The 21,453-nt window shown below is 62.9% G+C and carries 18 protein-coding genes and 1 pseudogene; 7 read left to right on the top strand and 12 right to left on the bottom strand.

The genetic code is table 11. The features are described 5' to 3' along the window. Positions 1 to 157 precede the first annotated feature (157 nt). Positions 158 to 1,210, bottom strand: a pseudogene (locus NKJ23_RS17555) (polysaccharide pyruvyl transferase family protein); the annotation flags it as partial. A 301-nt stretch (positions 1,211 to 1,511) separates the two neighbouring features. Here NKJ23_RS17555 and NKJ23_RS17550 point away from each other — a divergent pair. The 6 genes from NKJ23_RS17550 to NKJ23_RS17525 all read left to right on the top strand — a co-directional run bounded on the left by NKJ23_RS17550 (position 1,512) and on the right by NKJ23_RS17525 (position 9,120). After that, positions 1,512 to 2,684 carry a glycosyltransferase family protein gene (locus tag NKJ23_RS17550; protein ID WP_352540408.1) on the top strand — a complete coding sequence of 391 codons (1,173 nt, stop codon included), beginning with the start codon at positions 1,512 to 1,514 and terminating at the stop codon, positions 2,682 to 2,684. Between the two features lie 11 nt (positions 2,685 to 2,695). Continuing rightward, positions 2,696 to 3,688: a glycosyltransferase family 2 protein gene (locus tag NKJ23_RS17545; RefSeq protein ID WP_352681388.1), complete on the top strand. Its 993-nt coding sequence runs from the start codon at positions 2,696 to 2,698 to the stop codon at positions 3,686 to 3,688. Further along, the gene (locus NKJ23_RS17540; RefSeq protein ID WP_352681386.1) at positions 3,688 to 4,638 is read left to right on the top strand and encodes a glycosyltransferase family 2 protein; all 951 of its coding nucleotides are present in this window, start codon (positions 3,688 to 3,690) and stop codon (positions 4,636 to 4,638) included. The genes NKJ23_RS17545 and NKJ23_RS17540 overlap by 1 nt, the downstream gene beginning before the upstream one ends. Next, a complete protein-coding gene (locus NKJ23_RS17535) occupies positions 4,628 to 5,578 on the top strand; it encodes a glycosyltransferase family 2 protein (RefSeq protein WP_352681384.1) in 951 nt (316 codons plus the stop codon). Before NKJ23_RS17540 ends, NKJ23_RS17535 begins: the two co-directional genes overlap by 11 nt. Positions 5,579 to 5,653: 75 nt before the next feature. Next, a complete protein-coding gene (locus tag NKJ23_RS17530) occupies positions 5,654 to 6,550 on the top strand; it encodes a UTP--glucose-1-phosphate uridylyltransferase (RefSeq protein ID WP_352540412.1) in 897 nt (298 codons plus the stop codon). Between the two features lie 149 nt (positions 6,551 to 6,699). Then, positions 6,700 to 9,120: a polysaccharide biosynthesis tyrosine autokinase gene (locus tag NKJ23_RS17525; protein ID WP_352681382.1), complete on the top strand. Its 2,421-nt coding sequence runs from the start codon at positions 6,700 to 6,702 to the stop codon at positions 9,118 to 9,120. A gap of 15 nt (positions 9,121 to 9,135) precedes the next feature. On the opposite strand, the gene NKJ23_RS17520 is transcribed toward NKJ23_RS17525, so the two are convergent. Continuing rightward, the gene (locus NKJ23_RS17520; RefSeq protein WP_352614585.1) at positions 9,136 to 9,900 is read right to left on the bottom strand and encodes a metallophosphoesterase family protein; all 765 of its coding nucleotides are present in this window, start codon (positions 9,898 to 9,900) and stop codon (positions 9,136 to 9,138) included. Positions 9,901 to 10,030: 130 nt separating this feature from the next. Beyond that, positions 10,031 to 11,938, bottom strand: coding sequence for a propionyl-CoA synthetase (locus NKJ23_RS17515; RefSeq protein ID WP_352681380.1), 1,908 nt, complete (start codon positions 11,936 to 11,938; stop codon positions 10,031 to 10,033). 170 nt (positions 11,939 to 12,108) lie between these two features. Between NKJ23_RS17515 and NKJ23_RS17510 the strand changes: the two genes are divergently transcribed. Continuing rightward, positions 12,109 to 12,900: a DUF2259 domain-containing protein gene (locus NKJ23_RS17510; protein WP_352681378.1), complete on the top strand. Its 792-nt coding sequence runs from the start codon at positions 12,109 to 12,111 to the stop codon at positions 12,898 to 12,900. A gap of 284 nt (positions 12,901 to 13,184) precedes the next feature. On the opposite strand, the gene dhaK is transcribed toward NKJ23_RS17510, so the two are convergent. The 9 genes from dhaK to NKJ23_RS17465 form a co-directional block, all read right to left on the bottom strand. Next, entirely contained in the window at positions 13,185 to 14,171 is a 987-nt protein-coding gene (gene dhaK / locus NKJ23_RS17505; protein WP_352681376.1) for a dihydroxyacetone kinase subunit DhaK, read from the bottom strand. Positions 14,172 to 14,197: 26 nt separating this feature from the next. Continuing rightward, positions 14,198 to 14,620 carry a hypothetical protein gene (locus NKJ23_RS17500; protein WP_352681374.1) on the bottom strand — a complete coding sequence of 141 codons (423 nt, stop codon included), beginning with the start codon at positions 14,618 to 14,620 and terminating at the stop codon, positions 14,198 to 14,200. A gap of 8 nt (positions 14,621 to 14,628) precedes the next feature. After that, positions 14,629 to 16,245 (bottom strand): phosphoenolpyruvate--protein phosphotransferase, encoded by a 1,617-nt coding sequence (gene ptsP, locus NKJ23_RS17495; RefSeq protein WP_352681372.1) that lies wholly within the window; start codon positions 16,243 to 16,245, stop codon positions 14,629 to 14,631. Continuing rightward, on the bottom strand, positions 16,229 to 16,531 hold the full coding sequence (locus NKJ23_RS17490; RefSeq protein WP_023676329.1) for an HPr family phosphocarrier protein: 303 nt from the start codon (positions 16,529 to 16,531) through the stop codon (positions 16,229 to 16,231). The genes ptsP and NKJ23_RS17490 overlap by 17 nt, the downstream gene beginning before the upstream one ends. Positions 16,532 to 16,553: 22 nt before the next feature. Beyond that, positions 16,554 to 16,943, bottom strand: a complete 390-nt coding sequence (gene dhaM / locus NKJ23_RS17485; protein ID WP_352448466.1) for a dihydroxyacetone kinase phosphoryl donor subunit DhaM — start codon at positions 16,941 to 16,943, stop codon at positions 16,554 to 16,556. Further along, positions 16,940 to 17,542, bottom strand: a complete 603-nt coding sequence (gene dhaL / locus NKJ23_RS17480; RefSeq protein ID WP_023676330.1) for a dihydroxyacetone kinase subunit DhaL — start codon at positions 17,540 to 17,542, stop codon at positions 16,940 to 16,942. The genes dhaM and dhaL overlap by 4 nt, the downstream gene beginning before the upstream one ends. Positions 17,543 to 17,623: 81 nt before the next feature. Further along, a complete protein-coding gene (locus NKJ23_RS17475) occupies positions 17,624 to 19,267 on the bottom strand; it encodes a dihydroxyacetone kinase subunit DhaK (RefSeq protein WP_352681370.1) in 1,644 nt (547 codons plus the stop codon). A gap of 67 nt (positions 19,268 to 19,334) precedes the next feature. Next, on the bottom strand, positions 19,335 to 20,348 hold the full coding sequence (locus NKJ23_RS17470; RefSeq protein ID WP_352681368.1) for an ABC transporter ATP-binding protein: 1,014 nt from the start codon (positions 20,346 to 20,348) through the stop codon (positions 19,335 to 19,337). Next, a complete protein-coding gene (locus tag NKJ23_RS17465; RefSeq protein ID WP_352681366.1) occupies positions 20,341 to 21,453 on the bottom strand; it encodes an ABC transporter ATP-binding protein in 1,113 nt (370 codons plus the stop codon). The genes NKJ23_RS17470 and NKJ23_RS17465 overlap by 8 nt, the downstream gene beginning before the upstream one ends.

Raw genomic sequence — 21,453 nt, 5'->3', positions numbered from 1 at the left:
CCTGAAGGCTCGTCCTGCGATAGAGGTCGAGATTGGCGGTAAGTCTGCCGAGCTTCGCGCTCGCTTCCTCGGGCGTCACCGTGTCGATGTCGAGCAGCAGGTCGGCGACGCCGATCCGCTTGGCAAGTTCCTTGGTCTTGAATTCATAGGCAATCGGCAGCACCGGCGTGCCGACGCAGAGCGACATGATCATCATGTGCATGCGCGTTGCGACGACGAAGTCGAAGCCTTTCACCAGTGCCATCAGTTGCTCCGGCGTGTGGAACGAAGCGTCCACGCTGACATGCTTGGCGATCTCCGGATCGAGTTCGGCAACGATAGCCCGCGCCGTCTTGGAATCATCATGGGCGTATTCCGGCACGCCCTGGCAGGTGGAGACGAAGGTGACCTCCTTGGCGTGGTCCCTGACCAGGATGGTCGCGATCGCGCGGATCGAGTCGATGTAGCGGCGCATGCCGCCCTCGCCGTCGCTGACATAGTTCCAGTGACGGACGGAAATGGCGACGCGGCCGGTGACGGTCGCCGACTGGCAGGAGGCCAGAATTTTTCCGATCCTGTCAGTATCGGCCAGGGCAAAGACGGCGTCGGCCACGACGTGGCATTTGCCGGGGTCTTTCACCATGTCCACAATGTGGCCTCGCGAACGTTCGTCGCGCAGCAGGATGAGCGGGCTCCGGTCGAAGATCGGGCTCAACTCCTGGCGATTGTAACTTTTGTTGAACGGGCCGAGCGATTGCGTGAAGAAGACGGGGTCCTTGCCCAGAATCGCGTCGATCCGGAATTGATTAAGTCGCCGTTCCAGATTGTAAGTCTCGACAAGATAGGTTCCGCCTGTCGTGACCACGAGGTCGGCGTCTTTGTAGATATCGAGACCACGGCGATTGCTTGAGCTGAACAAACGCCCGAGAACGCCGCGGGTGCCGAACCGCCGCAGGGCATTGAGGACGAGCCGATTGTAGATCGGCTTGAACAGGTTCTTCAGCCCGCTGCCGTATTTGTAGCGGAACAGAGATTCCGACAGCAGCTTGTGAAATTCGAGATCAGGATACTCTTTCTTCGTGTAGAGCCTCGCCGCCACCTCCGGCTGGCTGTCGAAGACGTAGAACTGGATATCGTCTTGCACGATCGTCTTGAAAACATGGCGGATCGCCAGGAGAATCGCTGCATCCCCGGTATTCAGGCAGACGGTGTTTTCAACCGCGATCTTCATGGAATGACCTCATTTCGTGAGTAGTCCCGTGCTTCCATCGACGGGTGCGAAGGGCGGATTGCAGGCGGGTTGGCCGAAAATGCTGCACGCCAAGGATGGTCCTCGCGTCGTGATTATTGGCGCGCAGCCCGATGGCAGGCCAACGCGCGGTCCATGTGGCCCAAGCAGAGCGAGATTAACCCATCGATTTTGCAGTGCAACAAAAAACGGGGATCTTTGCTACGCTGCAACCAAAAATGTTGCGATGCAGCAAGAGCTGTACTAGCATTGTCGCGGGCGGGCCAACAGCGGTCGAGTTTTCATGCTGCATGTCTTGTACTTGGTACACGACGTCTCCGACCCGGCAGTGCGCCGGCGGATCATAATGCTCAAGGCAGGCGGCGCCCAGGTTACGCTGGCGGGCTTTCGTCGTACGGCAAGCGCAGTTGCTGATGTCGAGGGCTTGCAGCCGATCGATCTCGGCCCGACTCGTGATGGCCGATTCGCCCAACGTCTGGCCGCGATCATGAAGGCAGTTGTCTCGACCGGCTCGAAGCTGGGCTCAATGCCACGGCCCGACCTCATTGTCGCGCGCAATCTGGAAATGCTGGCGCTTGCCCGCCGCGCCAGATCGGCTTTCCAGGCAACGGTGCCGATCGTCTACGAGTGCCTGGATATCCATCGCCTGCTGCTTCGCGACGATCCGCTGGGATGGGCGATGCGCGGCGCAGAACGCTTCCTGGCTAGGGATGTGAAGCTTCTGGTGACCAGCTCTCCGGCCTTCATCGCCAACTATTTCAAGCCGTTCGGGCAGATTGCCGCCCCAGTCGAACTGCTCGAAAACAAGTATTTCGAGCCAGCCGCGGCCTCGCTGGATGACCGCGCGGCGCCGGAGAACCCCGTAGCGCCGCCTTGGCGGATCGGCTGGTTCGGGGCGCTCCGCTGCCGCCGTTCCCTGGAGCTTCTGGCCGAATTTTCGCGCCGCCTCGACGGCCGCTTTGAAATCGTCCTCAGGGGCCGCCCGGCGCTGTCCGAATTTCCCGATTTCCACGGTTTCGTCGAATCGGAACCCTGGCTCTCGTTTGGCGGGCCCTACCGCAATCCCGAGGATATGGCGGCGATCTACCGCGAGGTCCACTTTTCCTGGGCCATCGACTTTTTTGAGCAGGGCCTGAACTCCGAATGGCTGCTGCCCAACCGGCTCTATGAGGGCTGCCGCTTCGGAGCCGTGCCGATTTCGATGGGAGCCACCGAAACCGGCCGGTTCCTCGACCGGCAAGGCATAGGGGTTCTTTTGCCAGAAGCCACGCCCGAGGCGCTCGAAGTCGCCGTCGGCACGATGGAGCAGCATCGGTTCGGGACATTGAGGGCGCGTGTTCTCGCCCGCAATCCGCGCACCTGGAGCTACGACCGCGCCGATTGTCGGGCGCTCGTCGAAAAGCTCCGCGGGCTGACTGCGGCTCCCGGTCCATATGCTGCCGAAGCATTGGCATAGAAGGACTGCCGATGACGCAAACCGAAATTCCATCCTGCACGATCGTGGTTCCGTGCCTGAACGAGGCGGCCCATATCGGCGCGTTGCTTCGAGAGCTCCGCCCTGCGGCCGAGAGGCTGGGCGCCGTGATCATCGTTGCCGATGGCGGCAGCACGGACGGCACCAGGACGATCATCGCGGACATCGCCGCAAAAGATCAGCGGGTGATCCTGCTGCACAATGAAAAGCGCTTGCAGAGCGCGGCAATCAATCTCGCCGTCGCCAGGTTCGGGGAAGGCGTCGACTATCTCATTCGCATCGACGCGCATGGCGGCTATCCCGCGGATTATTGCGACCGGCTGGTCGAAGAAGCGCAGGCCACCGGTGCGGATTCGGTCGTCGTCTCGATGCTGACCAGTGGCAGCGGCATGGTTCAGAAAGCAGCGGCAGCGGCGCAGAACTCCAGGCTCGGCACCGGCGGCTCCAAGCACCGGCATCTTTCGGCGGGAGAATGGGTCGATCATGGCCACCACGCACTGATACGGATATCGGCCTTCACCGCGGTCGGCGGCTATGACGAAACGTTCAGCCACAATGAGGATGCCGAACTCGACTATCGGCTCCGCCAGGCCGGTTACCGCATCTGGATGACCGGCAAGACGCAAATGGTCTACTACCCGCGTTCCTCGCTGAAGGGCCTCTATTTTCAGTATCTCGGCTATGGCCGTGGCCGGGCGAAGAACGTTCTCAAGCACCGCATGATCCCGAAGATCCGGCAGATGGTGCCGCTTCTAGTGTTCCCCGTGGTTCTTCTCGCCGCCTTTTCCTTCGTCCACTGGCTGGCGGCCGTGCCGCTTTTGCTATGGGCGTCGGTCTGCCTCGGCTACGGCTTTTGGACCGCTCTCAGCCAGCGCAAAGCCGACATTGCGCTTGCCGGCGTCTCGGCAATGGTCATGCATTTCGGCTGGTCGGTCGGTTTCTGGCTGCAACTGCTCGCACCGCGACCGCAGCGCGGGGTAGCGTGATGGACCCGGTCAGGAAAAATCGAAGCATCGATATCTGCGTCTGCACATTTCGCCGGCCGGAGCTTGCCAACACGCTTCGCTCCATAGCGGCCATGGATATGCCCGCGGGATTCGACGTCGGTGTTATCATCGCGGACAACGACGATACGCCGACGGCCGAACAGATGGTGACGACGCTGGCTGCGGAGTTGAAGCTGCCAATGACCTACCGGCACGCCCCGGCCCGCAACATCTCGATAGCGCGCAACGCTTGCCTCGATGCCAGTGCGGCGGATTTCGTCGCCTTTATCGACGATGACGAGACGGCCACCGCTGGCTGGCTTGCCGAACTGGTGGCGACGGCGGAAGCAACAGGTGCTGCGACGGTGCTTGGGCCGGTGCAAGCCCGTTACCTGCCGGATGCGCCCGCCTGGATGCGCAAAGGCGATTTCCACTCGACCTTGCCGGTCTGGGTGAGCGGCGAAATCCGCACCGGCTACACCTGCAACGTCCTGCTCAGGATTGGCGCTGAGAGCCTGCGCGGCCGGCGCTTCAGCCTGGCACGTGGCCAGACCGGCGGCGAAGATACGGAATTCTTCGACCAGATGGTCAAGGCCGGCGGCCGCATCGCCTTTTCGCCGGAGGCTTGGGTCGACGAAGCGGTGCCACCTGCCAGGGCGGCATTCGACTGGCTCGGCCGCCGCCGGTTCCGCGTTGGGCAGACGCATGGTCATCTTCTGGGGCGCAACGCACACGGCCTTGCCCGGCTCAAGCAGGTCGGCATTGCCGCGGCAAAGGCCGCCTACAGTTTCCTGTCGGCAATTCCGGTCGCCATCGACCCCGTACGTCGGAACCGCAGCGTGCTTCGCGGCATTATGCATGTCGGCGTCGTCAGCGGCCTCGTCGGGGTTCGTGAAATCCGCCAATACGGCCTGTCTTCGCCGCAGCAAGGGGGCAAGCGTGCAGCCTGACGTGAGCTTCGTGATTGCCGCCTACAATGCCGAGGCGACCATCGATCGGGCGATTGCCAGCGCCGTCGCCCAGCGCAATATCAGCGTCGAGGTCATCGTCGTCGACGACAAGTCGCGCGACCGGACGCTCGACCTGGCGAGATCCTACCCCGAAGACATCGTACGCGTTGTCGCGCTTGAGCAAAACCGTGGCCCCGGCGGCGCCAGGAATGCCGGCCTTGAGCTTGCCCGCGGCAGGTGGGTCGCGGTCCTAGATTCGGACGACGCGGTCTATCCCGGGCGAATCTGCACCATGATCGAGCGCGCGGAGAAAGCGGGCGTCGAGATCGCGGTCGATAATCTGCAGGTCGTTCGCGAGGATGGCGTTGCCGAAGAGACGATGTTCCCGGCCGACTATCTGGAAGGCCTCGGTTCAATCTCGCTGGCGGATTTCATCGGCGGTAACGTCCTCTTCGAATCGAGGTTCAATCTCGGCTACCTCAAGCCGATCTTCCAGCGCCGGTTCCTGAACGAGAACGGGCTTCGTTACGATGAAAGCCTGATCATTGGCGAAGACTATATCCTCCTGGCCAGTGCTCTGGCTAAAGGCGGCAAATGCGTCGTCGAGCCGACGACGGGCTATATCTACCACATTCGCACCGGTTCCATCTCCCGGGTGCTCGAACTTCATCACGTCGAGGCGATGCGCAGGGCCGATGCCACCTTCGCCGCGACCCATTCCATGGATGCTGCGGCCGAGGCGGCGTTCGCCAGGCGCGCTCGCAGCCTGCGCCGGGCGGCATCATTCCTGTCGCTGGTCCAGCACATCAAGGCGCGGTCCCCGCTCAAGGCGATATGGACGGCGCTCAGCGATCCGGCGGCGGTTCGGCATATGAGCATGCCGATCGCCGTCCGGCTGCGAAGGGTAGCGGCACAGTTTGCCGTGGTGGCGGGGAGGTGAAGGGCTGCAGGTGAATGAAGACAGTTTCGCCGCCTGCGACAGGGTTGAAATCGATCTCCTCAGAAGGAACATGCAATGAAAAAAGTCAGGAAGGCAGTCATACCGGTGGCGGGGCTCGGAACGCGGTTCCTGCCGGCGACCAAGTCCATGCCGAAGGAAATGCTGCCGGTGGTCGACAGGCCTGTCGTGCAATATGCGGTTGACGAGGCGTTCGAGGCCGGCATCGAGCACATCGTCTTCGTCACCGGCCGCAACAAGGCGGTGATCGAGGACTATTTCGACCTGCATCCTGAACTGATCGGAACCCTGGAGCAGAGCGGCAAGAAGGCGCAACTCGAATCGCTTGAAAGCCTGCTTCCCGTCGCCGGCGCGACGAGCTTCATCCGCCAGCAGTCGCCGCAAGGCCTCGGCCATGCCGTCTGGTGCGCGCGCGAAGTCATCGGTGACGAGCCCTTCGCATTGCTGTTGCCGGACATGGTGTCCTTCGGCGGGCGCGGGTGTCTCGCCGAGGTCGCCGATCTTTACGCACGGACTGGCGCAAACGTCATCGCCGTCGAGCGTTGCGATCCGACCGAGACCAGCAAATACGGCATTGTCGGGCGCGGCGCGGATGTCGGCACGGGCTTCGAGGTAACGGCCATGGTCGAAAAGCCGGCTCCTGCCAACGCGCCGTCGAACTTCTACATCAACGGCCGCTACATCCTGCAGCCCGAGATATTCTCGTTGCTTGCCAGCCAGCAACGCGGCGCCGGAAACGAGATCCAGCTGACCGACGCAATGGTGCGTCTCGCACAGACCCAGGCCTTCTTCGCCCAGCCTTTCGACGGCCGCATGTTCGACTGCGGTTCGAAGGAGGGTTTCATCCAGGCCAATATCGCTTTCGCGCTGGCGCGGGAGGACATGAAGGGCCCGATCTTCGAGATGCTGCAGGAATTCGTCCGGTCGCATCAGCGTCGGGAAGAAGCCGCATAATGTCCATTTTTTCGAGGCATTGTGGGTGCGGCTGATGACGCAGGACAGGCCGTTGCGCCGCGCGTAACGCGCACTGTCCGGCGCAAGGTTTGCACCCTATGTCCCGACCTTCGAGGCGGTAGCGCCTGCAAACTAGAATTGGACCGAAGATGAACTATGCCAATTTTCCTGTCGACAAGAGGACGCCATTGCCGGCTTCTAATGCGGCAAACGCCGAAGACTTCATCGACATCGAGCGCCTGCTTGGCATGGCCGCGCGGCAGGCGAAAGTGGTTGCCGCCTGCGCCGTCATCGGTCTCTTTCTCGGCGTGCTCTATTTGCAGACGACGCCTCCTACCTATGTGGCGACGAGCAGCGTGCTGATCGACGAAGGATTGAACAAGGTCGTCGACGACATTTCGGCGGCGTCGGTCAGCATGCAGACCGACTCCGCCGTTCTGAGCCAGATCGAAATACTACAGTCGGCCAGGCTGGCTGGGGTGGTCGTCGACAAGCTGAAGCTCGATCAGAACGACGCTTTCATGAACCCTCCGACGTCGGCCCTGTCGAAGGTTGCTGGCTTTGTGCGCGGTATCGTCCAGTCTGTCCGCCCCAAGCGCGCCGCTAGCACAACCGATGTCACTCAGCTTGATGCTGCGACGCGTGACGCGATCACCGCATCCTCATCGCCCCGTGACTACGCAATCTTCAAACTGCAGACCCAACTCGATGCCGAGCGGATCGGCCGGAGCTTTGTCATCAGCATCTCCTTCCAGGCGACGGATCCGGCGCTTGCGACCGCCATCACCAAGGCCTATGCCGATGCCTATCTAGCCGATCAACTCGATGCCAGCTTCGACGCGACCGAGCGGGCGGCGGTCTGGCTGCAAGGCCGGCTGACCGAGCTTCGTGAGAGCTCCCAGGCGGCTGCACTGGCGGTCGAAAAGTTCAGGGCCGAACACGGATTGGCCGTCAATGACGGCCAGCTGATCAGCGACAAGCAATTGTCCGATCTCAACACCCAGCTGATCGTCGCGCAGGCCGATACAGCACGTGCCGGCGCCCGCTATCAGCAGTACAAGTCGATCGTCGAAAGCGGCTCGGACAACGCGTTCAAGGACGCTGCGATATCGAACGACCAGCCGAGCAGCTCGGTCATCACGACGCTGAAGAACCGCTATCTCACCGTATCCAAGCGACAGCAGGATGTCGAAGCCAATTTCGGCCCGCAACATCCGCAGGCCGTCGCGCTCGCCAAGGAGAAGGCCGACATATCGGCGCAGATTTTCGGCGAGCTGAAGCAACTGACCGAAAGCTACCGCAACGAATACGAGGTCGCTCTGGCGCGCGAAACCGCGCTCCGCGCAAATGTCGCCTTGGCGGCTGGCAAGAGCTCCATCGACAACCAGTCGCAGGTCAAGCTGCGTGAGCTGGACCAAAAGGCGACGGCGCTGTCGACGCTCTACCAGACGTTCCTGAACCGCTATGAGGAGGCCGCCCAGCAGCAATCCTTCCCGGTCGGCAAGATCCGGGTCATCTCGGACGCGACGATGCCGCAGTCGGCCGCAACCCCCCGCACAGCCATCGTGCTGGGGCTTTCGCTGGCGCTTGGCATGATGCTGGGGGCAGGGGTTGGTGGCCTGAATGAATTCAGGGAACGCTTCTTCAGGACCGGCGAGGATGTGCGCGACCGGGTCGGCCTCAAATTCCTCGGCTACCTGCCGGTCATCGGCAAGGCTGGCAAGGATGACCAGCGCAATGGCGGTCAGCCTGACGTCAAAGTCGTTGAATCCAAGACCGCCAAGTCCTCCAAGTCCCAGCCCTCCAAAACATTGTCGGCAGCCGAAAAACGTGCGCGGATGCGGGTAACCGTCGATGCCCCGGCATCGATGTTCTCCGAGACGCTGCGCAACGCCAAGATCGCCTTCGATGTCGTCATGGAAGGCCAGGGCAGCCGGGTCATCGGCGTGGTCTCGGTGCTTCCCGGCGAGGGCAAGTCGACGGTGGCGGCCAATCTTGCCGGGCTGCTTGCCGTCAACGGATCGAAAACGCTGCTGATCGACGGCGACCTGCGCAATCCCGGCCTCAGCCGCAGCCTCGGTATGGAGGCCGAGCAGGGCCTGATGGAAGCTGTGGTGAGCGGGCAGACATGGCAGTCGGTCGGCAAGATCGACCGGCAGACCAAGCTGGCTATCATCCCGGCCGTCCTGCGTGGCCAGTTTTCGCATACCAGCGAGCTTCTGTCTTCAGCCGGCATGCGGCGTTTCATCGATAACGCCAAGGAAACCTTCGAATACATCATCGTCGATCTGCCGCCGCTCGGGCCTGTCGTCGACGCCAAGGCCTTCGCTCCGCTTGTCGACGGCTTCGTGCTGGTCACCGAATGGGGACGCACGCCGCGTGCGATGGTGCAATCCATGCTCAGCTCGGAGCCCTACATCGCCAAGAAGGTCATTGGCGCGGTGCTGAACAAGGTCGAACTGAAGAAGCTGGCCAAATATGGCGCGATCGGCGGCTCGGAAAAATTCTTCGACAAATATTCGAGCTACTATCTGGAAAAATCGGAAGCGCGCACCAAGGCAGCCGCCTGAGCGACGACATCGCGCTCAGGAAAATATCAACCTGGCGCGGTTGTCGACGATCCTGAGGGCGGTCAGCTGGCCGGTTTGGAAGGCGCCGGTGTCTATGCCAAGCCGGCGTCCCTCGAGCTTCGGAGTGTCGACCGGCGTATGTCCGTGCACGACATAGCGGTCGAGAAGATGCGCAGCGTCGAAGAAGTCCGAACGGATATTCAGCAGGTCGTCCTCGTCCTGCGCGGCGAGGTCGATGCCGGGCCTGATGCCGGCATGGACGAACACGAATTTCGCCGAACAGACCATGACCGGCAGCGCGCGCATGAAGCTAATGTGGTCGGCTGGAATGACTTCCCGAATGCGCTTGTCGACCTCCTCGCTTGACCCATAGAGATCGGCCATGCGCGACGGGTCGACGCCGTAGGAAAACAGCGTTTGCAGGCCGCCTATCGCCAGCCACGACTCTCTCGAAATGATCCCGTCGACGTAGTTCAGCATCACGACTTCGTGGTTGCCGGCAAGGCAGATGCGCTGGAAATCACGGAGCGGTGGCGCCAGCAGATGATCGAGCACACGCGCCGACTGGGGTCCACGATCGACATAGTCGCCAAGCATGATTATGAGCTTGCGCCCTTCGAAGGGCGCCGAATCGAGCACGATCTTCTGCTCCAGGGCGCGGAGTTCCTTGTAGCAGCCATGCACGTCGCCGATCGCATAGACGACTGCGCCCCGCATATCGATCTCCAGCCGCTGGCGTGCCGCGGCCTGGGGCTTTCTCGATCGCTGGAACAGGGTCACGTATGGCGTCTCGCATGGCTGTGGGTGCGTCTCGATTCCGAAACAACATGACGACACCGCGCGTGGATACCACGTCCGGCGCCGGTCGTTCCATACCGGAGCTTCGGACGCAACTCGGCTTCGGCGCCCATTACAGGCCGATGCCGCGGCGGTTCAGCGCGGCGGTGATCTCGTCGAGGATGGCCGGGTCGTCGATCGTTGCCGGCATGGCCCATTCCTCCTTGTCGGCGATCTTCTGCATGGTGCCGCGCAGGATCTTGCCGGAGCGCGTCTTCGGCAGGCGCTTGATCGTCACCACCGTCTTGAAGGCAGCGACCGGGCCGATCCGTTCGCGCACCAGGGTGACAACCTCGTTTTCGATGATGCCGGCGTCGCGGTCGACGCCGGCATTCAGCACGACGAAGCCGAGTGGAACCTGGCCTTTCATAGCATCGGCAATACCGACGACGGCGCATTCGGCGACGTCGGGATGCGCGGCCAGAATCTCCTCCATGGCGCCGGTCGATAGCCGGTGGCCAGCGACATTGATGATGTCGTCGGTGCGAGCCATGACATAGAGATAGCCGTCCTCGTCCATCATGCCGGCATCCGCGGTTTTGTAGAAGCCGGGGAACTCGTCGAGGTAGGCTTGGCGAAACCGCTCGTCGGCATTCCACAGCGTCGGCAGGCAGCCGGGGGGCAACGGCAATCTCACCACGACATTGCCAAGCGTACCACGCTTGACCTCATGCCCGGCATCGTCGAGCACGCGGATGTCATAACCGGGCATCGGCACGCCGGGCGAGCCGTATTTGACCGGCAACAGGCCCAGTCCGGCGGGGTTGATGGTCATCGGCGAGCCGGTCTCGGTCTGCCACCAATGGTCGATCACCGGCACGTTCAATTTCTGCTCCGCCCATTTGATGGTTTCCGGATCGGCGCGCTCGCCGGCGAGGAACAGCGTCCGGAATTTGGACAGGTCGTATTTCGGGACGAACTCGCCCTTCGGGTCCTGTCCTTTGATGGCGCGAAAGGCGGTTGGCGCGGTGAACAGCGCGACGACGCCATGCTCGGCGATCACGCGCCAATAGGTGCCGGCATCGGGCGTGCCGACGGGCTTGCCCTCGAACAGGATCGTTGTGCAGCCATGCAGCAGCGGGCCGTAGACGATATAGGAATGGCCGACCACCCAGCCGACATCGGAAGCCGCCCAGAACACTTCGCCCGGTTTGACGCCGAACTCGTTTTCCATCGACCATTTCAGCGCGACCATATGGCTGCCATTGTCACGCACGATTCCCTTCGGCTGGCCGGTCGTGCCCGACGTGTAGATGATGTAGAGCGGATCGGTGGCAAGCACCGGAACACAGTCGACATTGGCACCCGCGGCCCGCTCCCGCGCCACGGCGTCGGCATAGTCGATATCGTGGTTTTCCCTGAGTTCGCAGCGCAGTTGGTCGCGCTGCAGGATAAGGCAGCTTTCCGGCTTGTGCCGCGACATCTCGATCGCCTTGTCGAGCAGCGGCTTATAGGCAACGACGCGCCCTGGCTCCAGGCCGCAGGAAGCGGAGATGATCAGCTTCGGCTTGGCGTCGTCGATGCGGGTGGCGAGCTCATGCGAGGCAAAGCCGCCGAAGACCACCGAATGCACGGCGCCGATCCGCGCACAGGCAAGCATGGCGAAGGCTGCTTCCGGTACCATCGGCATGTAGATGATGACGCGATCGCCTTTTTGGATGCCACGATTCTTGAGCACCGAGGTCAGCGCGACCACCTCGCGCTTCAACTCGGCATACGTGAATTTCCTGATTGTGCCCGAAATCGCGCTGTCATGGATCAACGCGATCTGGTCGGCACGGCCGCCCGCCACATGACGATCGACGGCATTGAAGCAGGTGTTGCACGAGGCGCCAACGAACCACCTGCCATAGACGCCGGCATTGGCGTCGAACACCGTCTCGAAGGGCGAGAACCAGTCGATTGCGCCGGCGGCATCGGCCCAAAATTTTTCCGGGTCGCGTTTCCAGCCGTCATAGACCTCGTGGTAGCGTGACGCCATCCAGCTTCCTCCCCAGGAATGTTTGCTGTCCTTGAAATAGCGTATGCTGGTTTGTGTAACCATGTATTTGTGCGTTTCGTTTGCTGTCGTTCTAACTTGGCCGCAAGTGCGGGTCATGGTGGTCTGGGGGCCGGTATCGTTCGAATTTTCGGCATTAGGGGCAGGGCGCGATGAAATTGCGATATGAGCTTGGGTTTGCCGCGGTTGCGACGCTGGCGGTCGTGCTCGCTTCAGCTGCTCAGGCAGGCGACGCGGCGGCCCGGCGCGTCATCGGCTTTTCGCCAGACGGCAACTACTTCGCCTTCGAACAGTACGGCACGCTCGATGCCGGTGCTTCGGATTCGGGCTGGTCGGAGATCGACATCATCGACACGCGGACCGATGAGTTCGTCGGCGGCAAGCCGATCGTCATCGCCGACGAGACGGAGGATTCGACATTGACGCTTGCGCAGGCGAGGGCACAGGCCGCCGAACTGGCGGCGCCCTTGCTGGCCAAATATGCCATCGCGCCGCGCGGCGAGCGGACTGCCTTGGACAGGTTCACCTTTCCCGACGACATGGTCGCCTACAATGACATTGCGCGCCTCGAGCAGGTTTCGCAAAAATGGCTTTCGCCGGCCTATGACGACCTTGGCACCATCCAGCTCGAGCAGATCCGTGCCGACAGCACGGCGGATTGTTCAGCGAGTTTCGACGCGACGCAGCAAGGCGAAACGACCGGCAAGGCGCTCGGCTTTCGCCTGACGCTGCAGGGTCGGGACGGCAAGCCGATCAAGCTGCTGCATGAGGACAAGGCGGTGCCCGGTTCGAGGAATTGTCCGACTTCCTACAGCCTGTCGGAATCTTACGCATTCACCCCGGATGGAAAACCGGGCGTGCTTGCGGTGCTCGTGCAGCGCTTCAGCCAGGGATTTGAAGGGCGCGACCGCCGTTTCATCGCCGTGACTGGCCAGGCGCACTGAGGCAACGCGCTGAGACGTAGTCCGCTACCCGAGTTTGTTGTCCCTAAAGCGGGAGGGCAGCGAGCATAAGTCCGACCCCGCCGACGATCAGCAAGGCGGCTGCCAGCACCTTTCCATGGCGCTCGAAACCCGTCGGCGCCCGATCCCAATTGTAACGCATGCTCGAACTCCCCAAACCCGCAGATTCTTTATCTTACGCAGGGTGAGGAGGGCAACTGTCTGGCGATGCGCGGCGTTGCCGATACCGGTCTTGTCACCGACTATTTCTGGGGCATTCTCCGCCGCTACATGCCCCAGCGCAGCGCGGCCGTATGTACCGGTGAATCCCACCAAACAGCCGCCTCGTCGTCGAGCATGCTCAGCGTGATCGAACAGCCGGCCATGTCGAGCGAGGTCACATAGGACCCGACCAGCGACCGGATCACCGTCACGCCGTGCTTCTCGAAGATTTTGCGGGCGCTGTTGTACATCAGATAAAGCTCCATCAACGGTGTGCCGCCAAAGCCGTTGACGAAGAGTAGCGCCTGGCCTCTGGCACCGTCGCCCAGGTCACCCAGGATTGCGGTACAGATCTCCTCGGCGATAGCATCGGCGCTTTTCAATGTGTCGCGCCGCCTCCCAGGCTCGCCGTGGATGCCGACCCCGAACTCCATCTCGCCGTCGCCGATATCGAAGGTCGGCTTGCCCGCCGCCGGCACGGTGCAACTGGTCAGCGCCACGCCCATCGAGCGCGTCGCGCCGTTGACGCGCTCGCCGAGCGCCTTCAACGGCTCCAGTGCCATGCCTTGTTCGGCCGCCGCGCCGACGATTTTTTCGACCACCAGCGTGCCGGCGACGCCGCGCCGGCCGGTGGTGTAGGACGAGTTTTCGACCGCAACGTCGTCATTGGTCACGATTTGCATCACGCCTTCCGACATTTCAGCGGCCATGTCGAAATTCATCACGTCGCCCTCATAGTTCTTGACGATGAACAGGCAGCCGGCGCCCGTATTGACGACTTCGGCCGCCGCCATCATCTGGTCAGGCGTTGGCGAGGTGAATACCTGGCCGGGGCAGGCCGCATCCAGCATGCCGTGCCCGACGAACCCGCCATGTAGCGGCTCGTGACCCGAGCCGCCGCCGGAGATCAGCGCCACCTTGCCCGGTGTGAGCAGCTTGCGGCGGACAAATTTGTGTTCCTCGCCAAGCGCCAGGATATCGGCATGCGCGGCAACGAAGCCGTCGAGGCTCTCGGTCAGCACCGTATCGACTGAATTCAAAAATTTCTTCATGGCCGTCCTCCCGAAATAGCCCAGCGTCAGCTGCCCTTGCCGGCGATGCTGGTGATCTTCTGGATGAAATCGTTGACCGCCCGGTCGAGCGCCGCGTTCTGCTTGTCGTCGCCGAAATCGGGAACGATCAGCGAGACATGGCGTGTCTTGCGCAAGCCTGCGGCCAGCGACATCTTTCCCGGATGCGCCCGATGGTAGGCCTCAAGGAAATGATCGCGTTCGGCCGGGCTGAAATGGCAGACGGAGAAGATAGCCGGCAAATGCTTCGACGGGATCGGCGTCGAATAGGCCGGGCTGGAAATCTGAGTGACGAAGCTGCGATGCTTGCCCAGCGCACCAGCGAGGCGCTGGCGCATGCCGGACGGGCGCTGGTCGATCACCTGCGACAGGATCGTCTTGTAGGCGCGGATCGCCTCTTCGGGGCCGGATTGCGACGCCTTGTCTGCCATACCGGGGCCTAGATCGAAACGTCCGCGATGGCCGCCTTGGCCATCGCGAGTTGGGCGGGAGCGACGGAGAGGTCACGCAGGCCGGTTTCGAGCAGCGCCGGGATCGAGGCGGGGTCGCCGCCGGCATCGCCACACAGGCTGACCGGGATATTATGCTCGCGGCCGAAGGCGGCAACCGAGGCGATCAGCCGGAGCACGGCCGGGTGCCTGACGGAATTCAGATGTGCGACCGACGCATTGTCGCGCGCGGCGGCCATCACGTATTGGGTCAAATCATTCGAACCGATCGAGAAGAAGGCGGCCTTGGCGAATGCCTCCGGTGCGATGGCCACCGACGGCACCTCGACCATGATGCCAAGCGGCGGCATTTTGTGCGCGATGCCGCGCGCCAAAAGGTCAGCCTGCTCCTCAGCGAACAGCGCGGTGGCGTGTTCATACTCTTCCGGAACGGCGATCATCGGGAACATCACCTTCAGATTGCCGTGCATGGCGGCACGTAGCAAGGCGCGGATCTGCACACGAAAGACCTCCGGACGCATCAGCGACAGCCTGATCCCGCGCAGGCCAAGGAATGGATTACCTTCCTCGACGGTCAGGCCCGGCACAGGTTTATCGCCGCCCGCATCGACAGTACGGATCGTCACCGGCCTGTCGCCTGCCCATTCCAGCACTCTACGGTAGGCGCGATATTGCGTCTCCTCGTCCGGCAGCGTCTTGCCGAACAGGAATTCGGTCCGCATCAGCCCGACACCGTCGCACGCCGCAGCATCGATGCGGTCGACATCGGACGGATCGGCAATATTCACCTGCACGTGGACCGCTATGCCGGTCTTCGTTGCTGCCGGCCTTGTCAAATAGGCTGCCGCATTGTCGCGATGCGCCGCGAAAGACGACGACGATCGCCGGAATGCCTCGATCTCCGCTTTCGAAGGCGCCAACACGATGCCGCCATGTTCGGCATCGAGCAGTGCGATTCCGGTAAGGTGAGCCGGCGAAGCACCTGGCCTGGCTAGCCCACGCTCCATGAGCCCAAGCCCCACCACCATGGGCACGCCGCGTGAGCGTGCCAGCATTGCGACATGACTTGCGGCACTTCCGGCCGTAAGTGCTATGCCGCCGCCGGCACTCCAGTCGGTTTCGAGGAAGCGCGTCGGTGCGATATCCTCGCCGTAGAAGATCGCACCTGCCGGCGCGGCAATGTCGCCGCCCCCGGCAAGCGCGCGTAGCACCTGGTCGCGTATGTCGCGCATGTCGGCCGCGCGCGCCCGGAAATAGTCCTGCTCGGATGTTTCATAGCCGGCTATCTCGGCGTCGAGCGCTTTTCGCCAAGCCACATCAGCAGCCATGCCCTCGGCAATTCGCGCAAAGGCCGGGCCGGTCAGCGCGTCGTCCTCCAGCATGGCGAGCTGGAATTCGAGGATCCCAGCCGCCTCGCTGTCGCTGGTTTCGATCAATATCGCGAGCCGGCCTGCGGCAATGGAGATGGCGGCCTCAAGCGCCGCCTTCTCGTCCGCGGCAGTCGCCTTGCGGACATAACGCACAGCAGCCTGGCCCAGATCGAACAGCGGCCCCTCGGCATAGCCGGCCGATGCCGAAATGCCCTGCAGCCTAAGCGGTTCGGGCATGGTCCTTGCCTTCGTCGAAATCGCGCCGCACCAGCTCGACCAGTGCGCCGACCGCCTCGCCGGCGCCGTCCCCTTTGGCTCTGATATGCAGGACAGTGCCTTTCGGCGCTTTCGCCGCCATCACCTTGACGATGCTCTTGGCGTCGAACCATGGCCCGTTGGCGGCGAGCGCAATCTCGACGTCGGCCGAAAACGTCTTGGCAAGCTTGGTGAACTTCACCGAAGGACGCGCATGCAGTCCCACCTCATGGGTGATCAGGACGCTGGCTTCGGCTGCTGCGGACATGCTTGTCAAAATTCCCGTTCGTTCACGACGGCGACAATTCGTGCGCCGTCGCCACCACTTCCCTGAGCGAGGCGCCGCCGGAAGCCTCGGTCGCCGCCATCACCGCGCCTTCGACGATCGGCGCATTGCAGACGATGATCTTCTGGGCGCGTGGTTCGCCGATCATCTCGACCGCCATCTCGCTATTGGTCTCGGCACCGCCGAGATCGACGAGGATCGCGACCCCCGCCTCCGACCAGGCCTTGTCGATGGCGCCCATGATCGCCTCGACATTGGTTCCCAGCCCGCCATGGCCGTTTCCGCCGCACCATGCAAGCGGCACTTCGTTGCCGACCATCTGCCGCACCATGTCGGCGGTGCCTTCGGCGACCAGCGGCGAATGCGATACGATGACGATGCCGACATTGCTCATGCGCGCCTCTCGATTGCCTCGGCTACGGCCCGCACCAGAAGCGCAGTCGAGCGTGCGCCGGCATCCATATGACCGATCGAACGGTCGCCAAGGAATGAGGCGCGCCCACGCAGCGCCTTCATCGGCACGGTCGCGTCGGCCGCGTTGTCGGCGATCTCGACGATGTCCGCTGCCGTCTTTCCCTGCAGCAGGGCCTCATGCACCGGCTGCAGCACGTCGAGCATGGTTTTTTGCCCGGCCTGCGACTTGCCTCTGGCGGCAACCGCTTCGATCGCCTTGCCGAAGGCCGCCGCCAGGTCGGCGCGACCCGGCGCGGCGGAAATCTCCTTGCCGAGCGCCATGAACAGCGTGCCGAACAAGGGACCGGAGGCTCCGCCGACGGTCATCACCAGTTTGGTGCCGATCGCCTTCAGCGCCTCGGGCAACGGCTTTGCCGCAAACGCGCCGGCCTCGGCCCGCACTGCCTCGAAGCCGCGTTTCATGTTGAGCCCATGGTCGCCGTCGCCGATGGCCTGGTCGAGACTGGTCAGCTCTTCGGCATGTGCGGCGATCGTGTTTGCCGCCGCCTCGATCAGCCTGGAAATATCCGCTGCCGCCATATCACCCATGCTCCTGGCCCCTGCGCTGCCGGCAGTACGAGAAAATTGCATATCCGGCAATTGAAGCATTCTTTTCCCCAGTCAAGCGGGTTCGAGCAACGCAGCGAGGGCAGTGAAGACCTCGGCGACGGCAAAGGCGCCGGGGTCGACCACGCCGTCGAGCTGGCTGCCAATATAGGCGGACCGCCCGGCCTTGGCCTTGCGCATGGCAGCGGTGGCCTCGGCTCCGCGTTGCGCCGCGACCGCCGCATCTTCCAGACTCCCCCTATCCAGCGCCCTCAAGGCGGGTTCCAGGGCATCGATCATCGTGCGATCGCCGACCCTCGCTCCACCATAGAAGGACATCCGATCGAGGCCGGCGAGAAGCGCCTTGGGAAGCGTTTCGCCAGACTCCAGCGCCTGCGCGGCGGCGGTGAAGAAGATCGACAACAGCACGCCGCTAGAGCCGCCCATGCTGGCGCTCAGGATGTCGCCGAGGGCGGCGAGCGTTGCGGCAGGGTCAGCGAGCGGCAGTGTCGCAATGCGGCCAAGCACGCTGCGCGCACCGGCCGCCACAGTCGATCCGGTGTCACCGTCTCCCGCCTTGGCATCCAGTCCATTCAACGCGCCTTCAAGCGAGATCAGCCGTTCGCAGACCGCGACAACCAACCGGTCGGTGCGTGGGTCCTGGCTGGCTTTCGACGCGTTGTTCGGGCCGGCGGCTTTGGCCATCGGCACGACGCTGGCTTGGCGAACGGCTCTTGCCGGTAGCCAGGCGCGAGGGCCTACCGGCGCCAGCAACGCCGCTTCGCGCGACGCATCGAGCCGGATCAGCGACAGGGAAAAGCCGTTCATGTTGAGCGCGGTCATAAGCTGCCCGGGCCCGATTGTCAGCGTCACCTTTTGTGCCAGCGGTGAAGCCAATACCGCATTGGCGACAAGCAACATTTCCAGCGGTGGCACCGAACCGAGATTATTGATCAGCAAGGCGTAGTCGCTGACCGGATCGAGCCGCGCGGCAAGGCGCTCCGACATGATCGCAACCAGCCTTTCGGCACTTTGCACCGCAATCCGCTCAACGCCCGGTTCGCCATGGATGCCGAGGCCGAGTTCAGCGTCGTTGGCGCCAAATCTTTCGTCATGGCTCTGGCCGGGGATCGAGCACGATGACAGCGATATGCCGAGTGAAACGATATCCGCCACCGCGGCCCGCGCCGCAGCGGCAACCGTCGCCAGATCGTTGCCGGCTTCCGACAGGTGGCCGGCGATCTTGTGCACGAACAAGGTGCCGGCAACGCCACGCGGCTGGGCAATATCAGGCAGGGCAATGTCGTCCGCGACGATCACCATCTCGACGCGGAAGCCTTCGGCGCGCGCCTTCTCGGCGGCCAAGCCGAAGTTGAGGCGATCGCCGGTATAGTTCTTGACGATCAGCAGGCACCCGGCGGGACTGGTCACCGCGCGGATGGCGGCCAATATCGCTTCCACGCTCGGCGAAGCAAAGATCTCGCCCGAAACCGCCGCCGTCAGCATGCCCATGCCGACAAAGCCGGCATGGGCAGGTTCGTGCCCGGCCCCGCCGCCGGAAATGACCGCGACCTTGGTCTTATCCCAGTCCGCGCGGAGAATGACCTTGATCTCGGGATAGCCGTCGAGGCGAGCGAGATCGCCGGCTCCGGTCGTACCGAGGAAGCCGTCCAGGGCCTCAGTTACGATCGTATCCCTGCGATTGAAAAAATGCTTCATCGAATTGGTCCAGTCCGGTGCCCGAAATTGCCGGTTGAAAGGTGCCAGGAAAACACTCGCGCAGCGCTCACATCAGCCGTCGCCCATCGGGGCCGAAATACAGCGGCGAGCGATAGCGGATCATGATCTTGTCGCCCTGCGCCAGGTCGGTGTCGGGGTCGGTTAGCGTCACCAGCTTCCTGGTCCCCACCGTCACATGCAGATGGTTCTGGTCGCCGAGATGCTCGACCCAATCGACGACGCCGTCCGCATGGCCGTTCGCCGCCTTCTCGATCGAAAGATGTTCGGTACGAGCACCGATCGTCTTTGTTCCCGCCGGCGCGCCGCCATCCGGCAGCAGTCCGACCGGCAACAAATTGATTGCCGGTTGGCCGAGCCTTGCGGCGACGTGAAGGTTTGCCGGCTCAGAATAGATCGTGCGCGGGGAACCGATCTGCACCAGCACGCCGTCGGCGAGAATGCCGATGCGGTCGGCCATGGTCATCGCTTCGATCTGGTCGTGCGTGACGTAGAGCATTGTGGCGCCGAGTTCCGCCTGGATGCGCTTCAGCTCGAGCCTGAGATCGGCGCGCAGCTTGGCGTCGAGCGACGACAGCGGCTCGTCCATCAGGTAAATCGACGGCTTGCGCACCAAAGCGCGGCCGATGGCGACGCGCTGCATCTCGCCGCCAGAGAGTTTGGTCGAGCGATTATTCAGCTTGTGGTGGATGCGCACCATCTTGGCCACGTCCTCGACGCGGCGGCGGATCTGATCCTCCGGCGTTTTCCGTGCTGGCGAGCGCAGCGGAAAGGCGAGGTTGTCGTAAACCGACAGATGCGGATAGAGCGAATATTGCTGGAACACGAAAGCGGTGTCGCGCTCGGCCGGCGACAGCGTCGTCGTGTCGTGGCCGGCAATATGGATCGAGCCCGCTTCCGGACGCTCCAGCCCAGCGATCAGCCTGAGCGTCGTCGTCTTGCCGGCGCCGGTCGGCCCGAGCAGCACGACGAATTCCCCGTCGGCGATATGCAGGTCGAGATTGTCGACGGCGACATGCTCGCCAAAAGCCTTGGTCACGCTTTTGATGTGAACGTCAGCCATGATGTGCTCTCCCCTGGGAGGCCGAGTCATGGATTTCGGTGCGCACCGCACGGCCGGATCCTTTTGCGAACAGCGACAGCCGCGCGCTGCTCAGCGCCAGGCCCACATGATCGCCCGGATTGAGCCGGATTTCGGCCGGCACCCTGGCCTTGATGATGCCGTCTGCTGTCTCCACCGCCACGATCTGAGTGGTGCCGAGATATTCCGTGCCGTAAATAGCACCGCGCAGCTTCGAAGCGTCGTCGAAGCGGATGTGCTCCGGTCGGATGCCAAGCGCCATCTCGGCCGGCGCGACGTCCTCGCGGATCTCCGGCACGGCCACCTTCGCGCCTTGCACAACAATTTCCCTGGCGCCCTTTGAAAGCCCGCCGCCGAAGCCGAGGAAATTCATCGGCGGCGAGCCGATGAAGTCGGCGACGAACATCGTCGCCGGCCAGTCGTAGATCTCGCGCGGCGTGCCGAACTGCTCGATGACGCCGTGGTTCATCACCGCGATCTTGTCGGCCATCGACATCGCTTCCATCTGGTCATGCGTGACATAGACGGTGGTGGCGTGGATGCGGTTGTGCAGTTCTCGCAATTCATGGACCATCAGGTCGCGGAATTCGGTGTCGAGCGTGCCGAGCGGCTCATCCATCAGGAAACATTTTGGCCGCCGTACGATGGCGCGGCCGAGCGCCACGCGCTGGCGATCGCCGCCGGCAAGCCCGGAGACCGATTTGTTGAGCAGATGGTCGATCCGCAAAAGCTTCGCCGTCTCCTCCACTCGGCTCCGGATTTCAGCGCCTGGCATGCCTTGCGCCAGCAGTGGAAAGCCGATGTTCTTCCGCACATTCATGTGCGGATAGAGCGCGAACAGCTGGAAGACGAAGGCGATGTCGCGCTCGCGGGCACGCCGCATGGTGACGTCCTCGCCGCCAAGCAGGATCTTGCCGCCGGTCGGCAGTTCGAGCCCGGCGATCATGCGCAACGTCGTCGTCTTGCCGCAGCCGGACGGCCCCAGCATGACGAAGAATTCGCCGTCCTCGACGACGAAGTTGGAATCCTGCACGGCGACGAAATCGCCGAATGCCTTCCTTAGATGTTCGACCCTGATCTCGGCCAT

This window comes from Mesorhizobium sp. M0184, from assembly GCF_040322215.1.
In the GTDB taxonomy this organism is placed as follows: domain Bacteria; phylum Pseudomonadota; class Alphaproteobacteria; order Rhizobiales; family Rhizobiaceae; genus Mesorhizobium.
This window is presented reverse-complemented; position numbering and strand designations above follow the sequence as displayed.

Excerpts from the sequence above, each read along its gene's own strand:
- NKJ23_RS17550 (WP_352540408.1), top strand. The coding sequence starts at position 1,512 with ATGCTGCATGTCTTGTACTTGGTACACGACGTCTCCGACCCGGCAGTG.
- NKJ23_RS17545 (WP_352681388.1), top strand. The coding sequence starts at position 2,696 with ATGACGCAAACCGAAATTCCATCCTGCACGATCGTGGTTCCGTGCCTG.
- NKJ23_RS17540 (WP_352681386.1), top strand. The coding sequence starts at position 3,688 with ATGGACCCGGTCAGGAAAAATCGAAGCATCGATATCTGCGTCTGCACA.
- NKJ23_RS17530 (WP_352540412.1), top strand. The coding sequence starts at position 5,654 with ATGAAAAAAGTCAGGAAGGCAGTCATACCGGTGGCGGGGCTCGGAACG.
- NKJ23_RS17525 (WP_352681382.1), top strand. The coding sequence starts at position 6,700 with ATGAACTATGCCAATTTTCCTGTCGACAAGAGGACGCCATTGCCGGCT.
- NKJ23_RS17515 (WP_352681380.1), bottom strand. The coding sequence starts at position 11,938 with ATGGCGTCACGCTACCACGAGGTCTATGACGGCTGGAAACGCGACCCG.
- NKJ23_RS17510 (WP_352681378.1), top strand. The coding sequence starts at position 12,109 with ATGAAATTGCGATATGAGCTTGGGTTTGCCGCGGTTGCGACGCTGGCG.
- dhaK (WP_352681376.1), bottom strand. The coding sequence starts at position 14,171 with ATGAAGAAATTTTTGAATTCAGTCGATACGGTGCTGACCGAGAGCCTC.
- NKJ23_RS17500 (WP_352681374.1), bottom strand. The coding sequence starts at position 14,620 with ATGGCAGACAAGGCGTCGCAATCCGGCCCCGAAGAGGCGATCCGCGCC.
- ptsP (WP_352681372.1), bottom strand. The coding sequence starts at position 16,245 with ATGCCCGAACCGCTTAGGCTGCAGGGCATTTCGGCATCGGCCGGCTAT.
- NKJ23_RS17490 (WP_023676329.1), bottom strand. The coding sequence starts at position 16,531 with ATGTCCGCAGCAGCCGAAGCCAGCGTCCTGATCACCCATGAGGTGGGA.
- dhaM (WP_352448466.1), bottom strand. The coding sequence starts at position 16,943 with ATGAGCAATGTCGGCATCGTCATCGTATCGCATTCGCCGCTGGTCGCC.
- dhaL (WP_023676330.1), bottom strand. The coding sequence starts at position 17,542 with ATGGCGGCAGCGGATATTTCCAGGCTGATCGAGGCGGCGGCAAACACG.
- NKJ23_RS17475 (WP_352681370.1), bottom strand. The coding sequence starts at position 19,267 with ATGAAGCATTTTTTCAATCGCAGGGATACGATCGTAACTGAGGCCCTG.
- NKJ23_RS17470 (WP_352681368.1), bottom strand. The coding sequence starts at position 20,348 with ATGGCTGACGTTCACATCAAAAGCGTGACCAAGGCTTTTGGCGAGCAT.
- NKJ23_RS17465 (WP_352681366.1), bottom strand. The coding sequence starts at position 21,453 with ATGGCCGAGATCAGGGTCGAACATCTAAGGAAGGCATTCGGCGATTTC.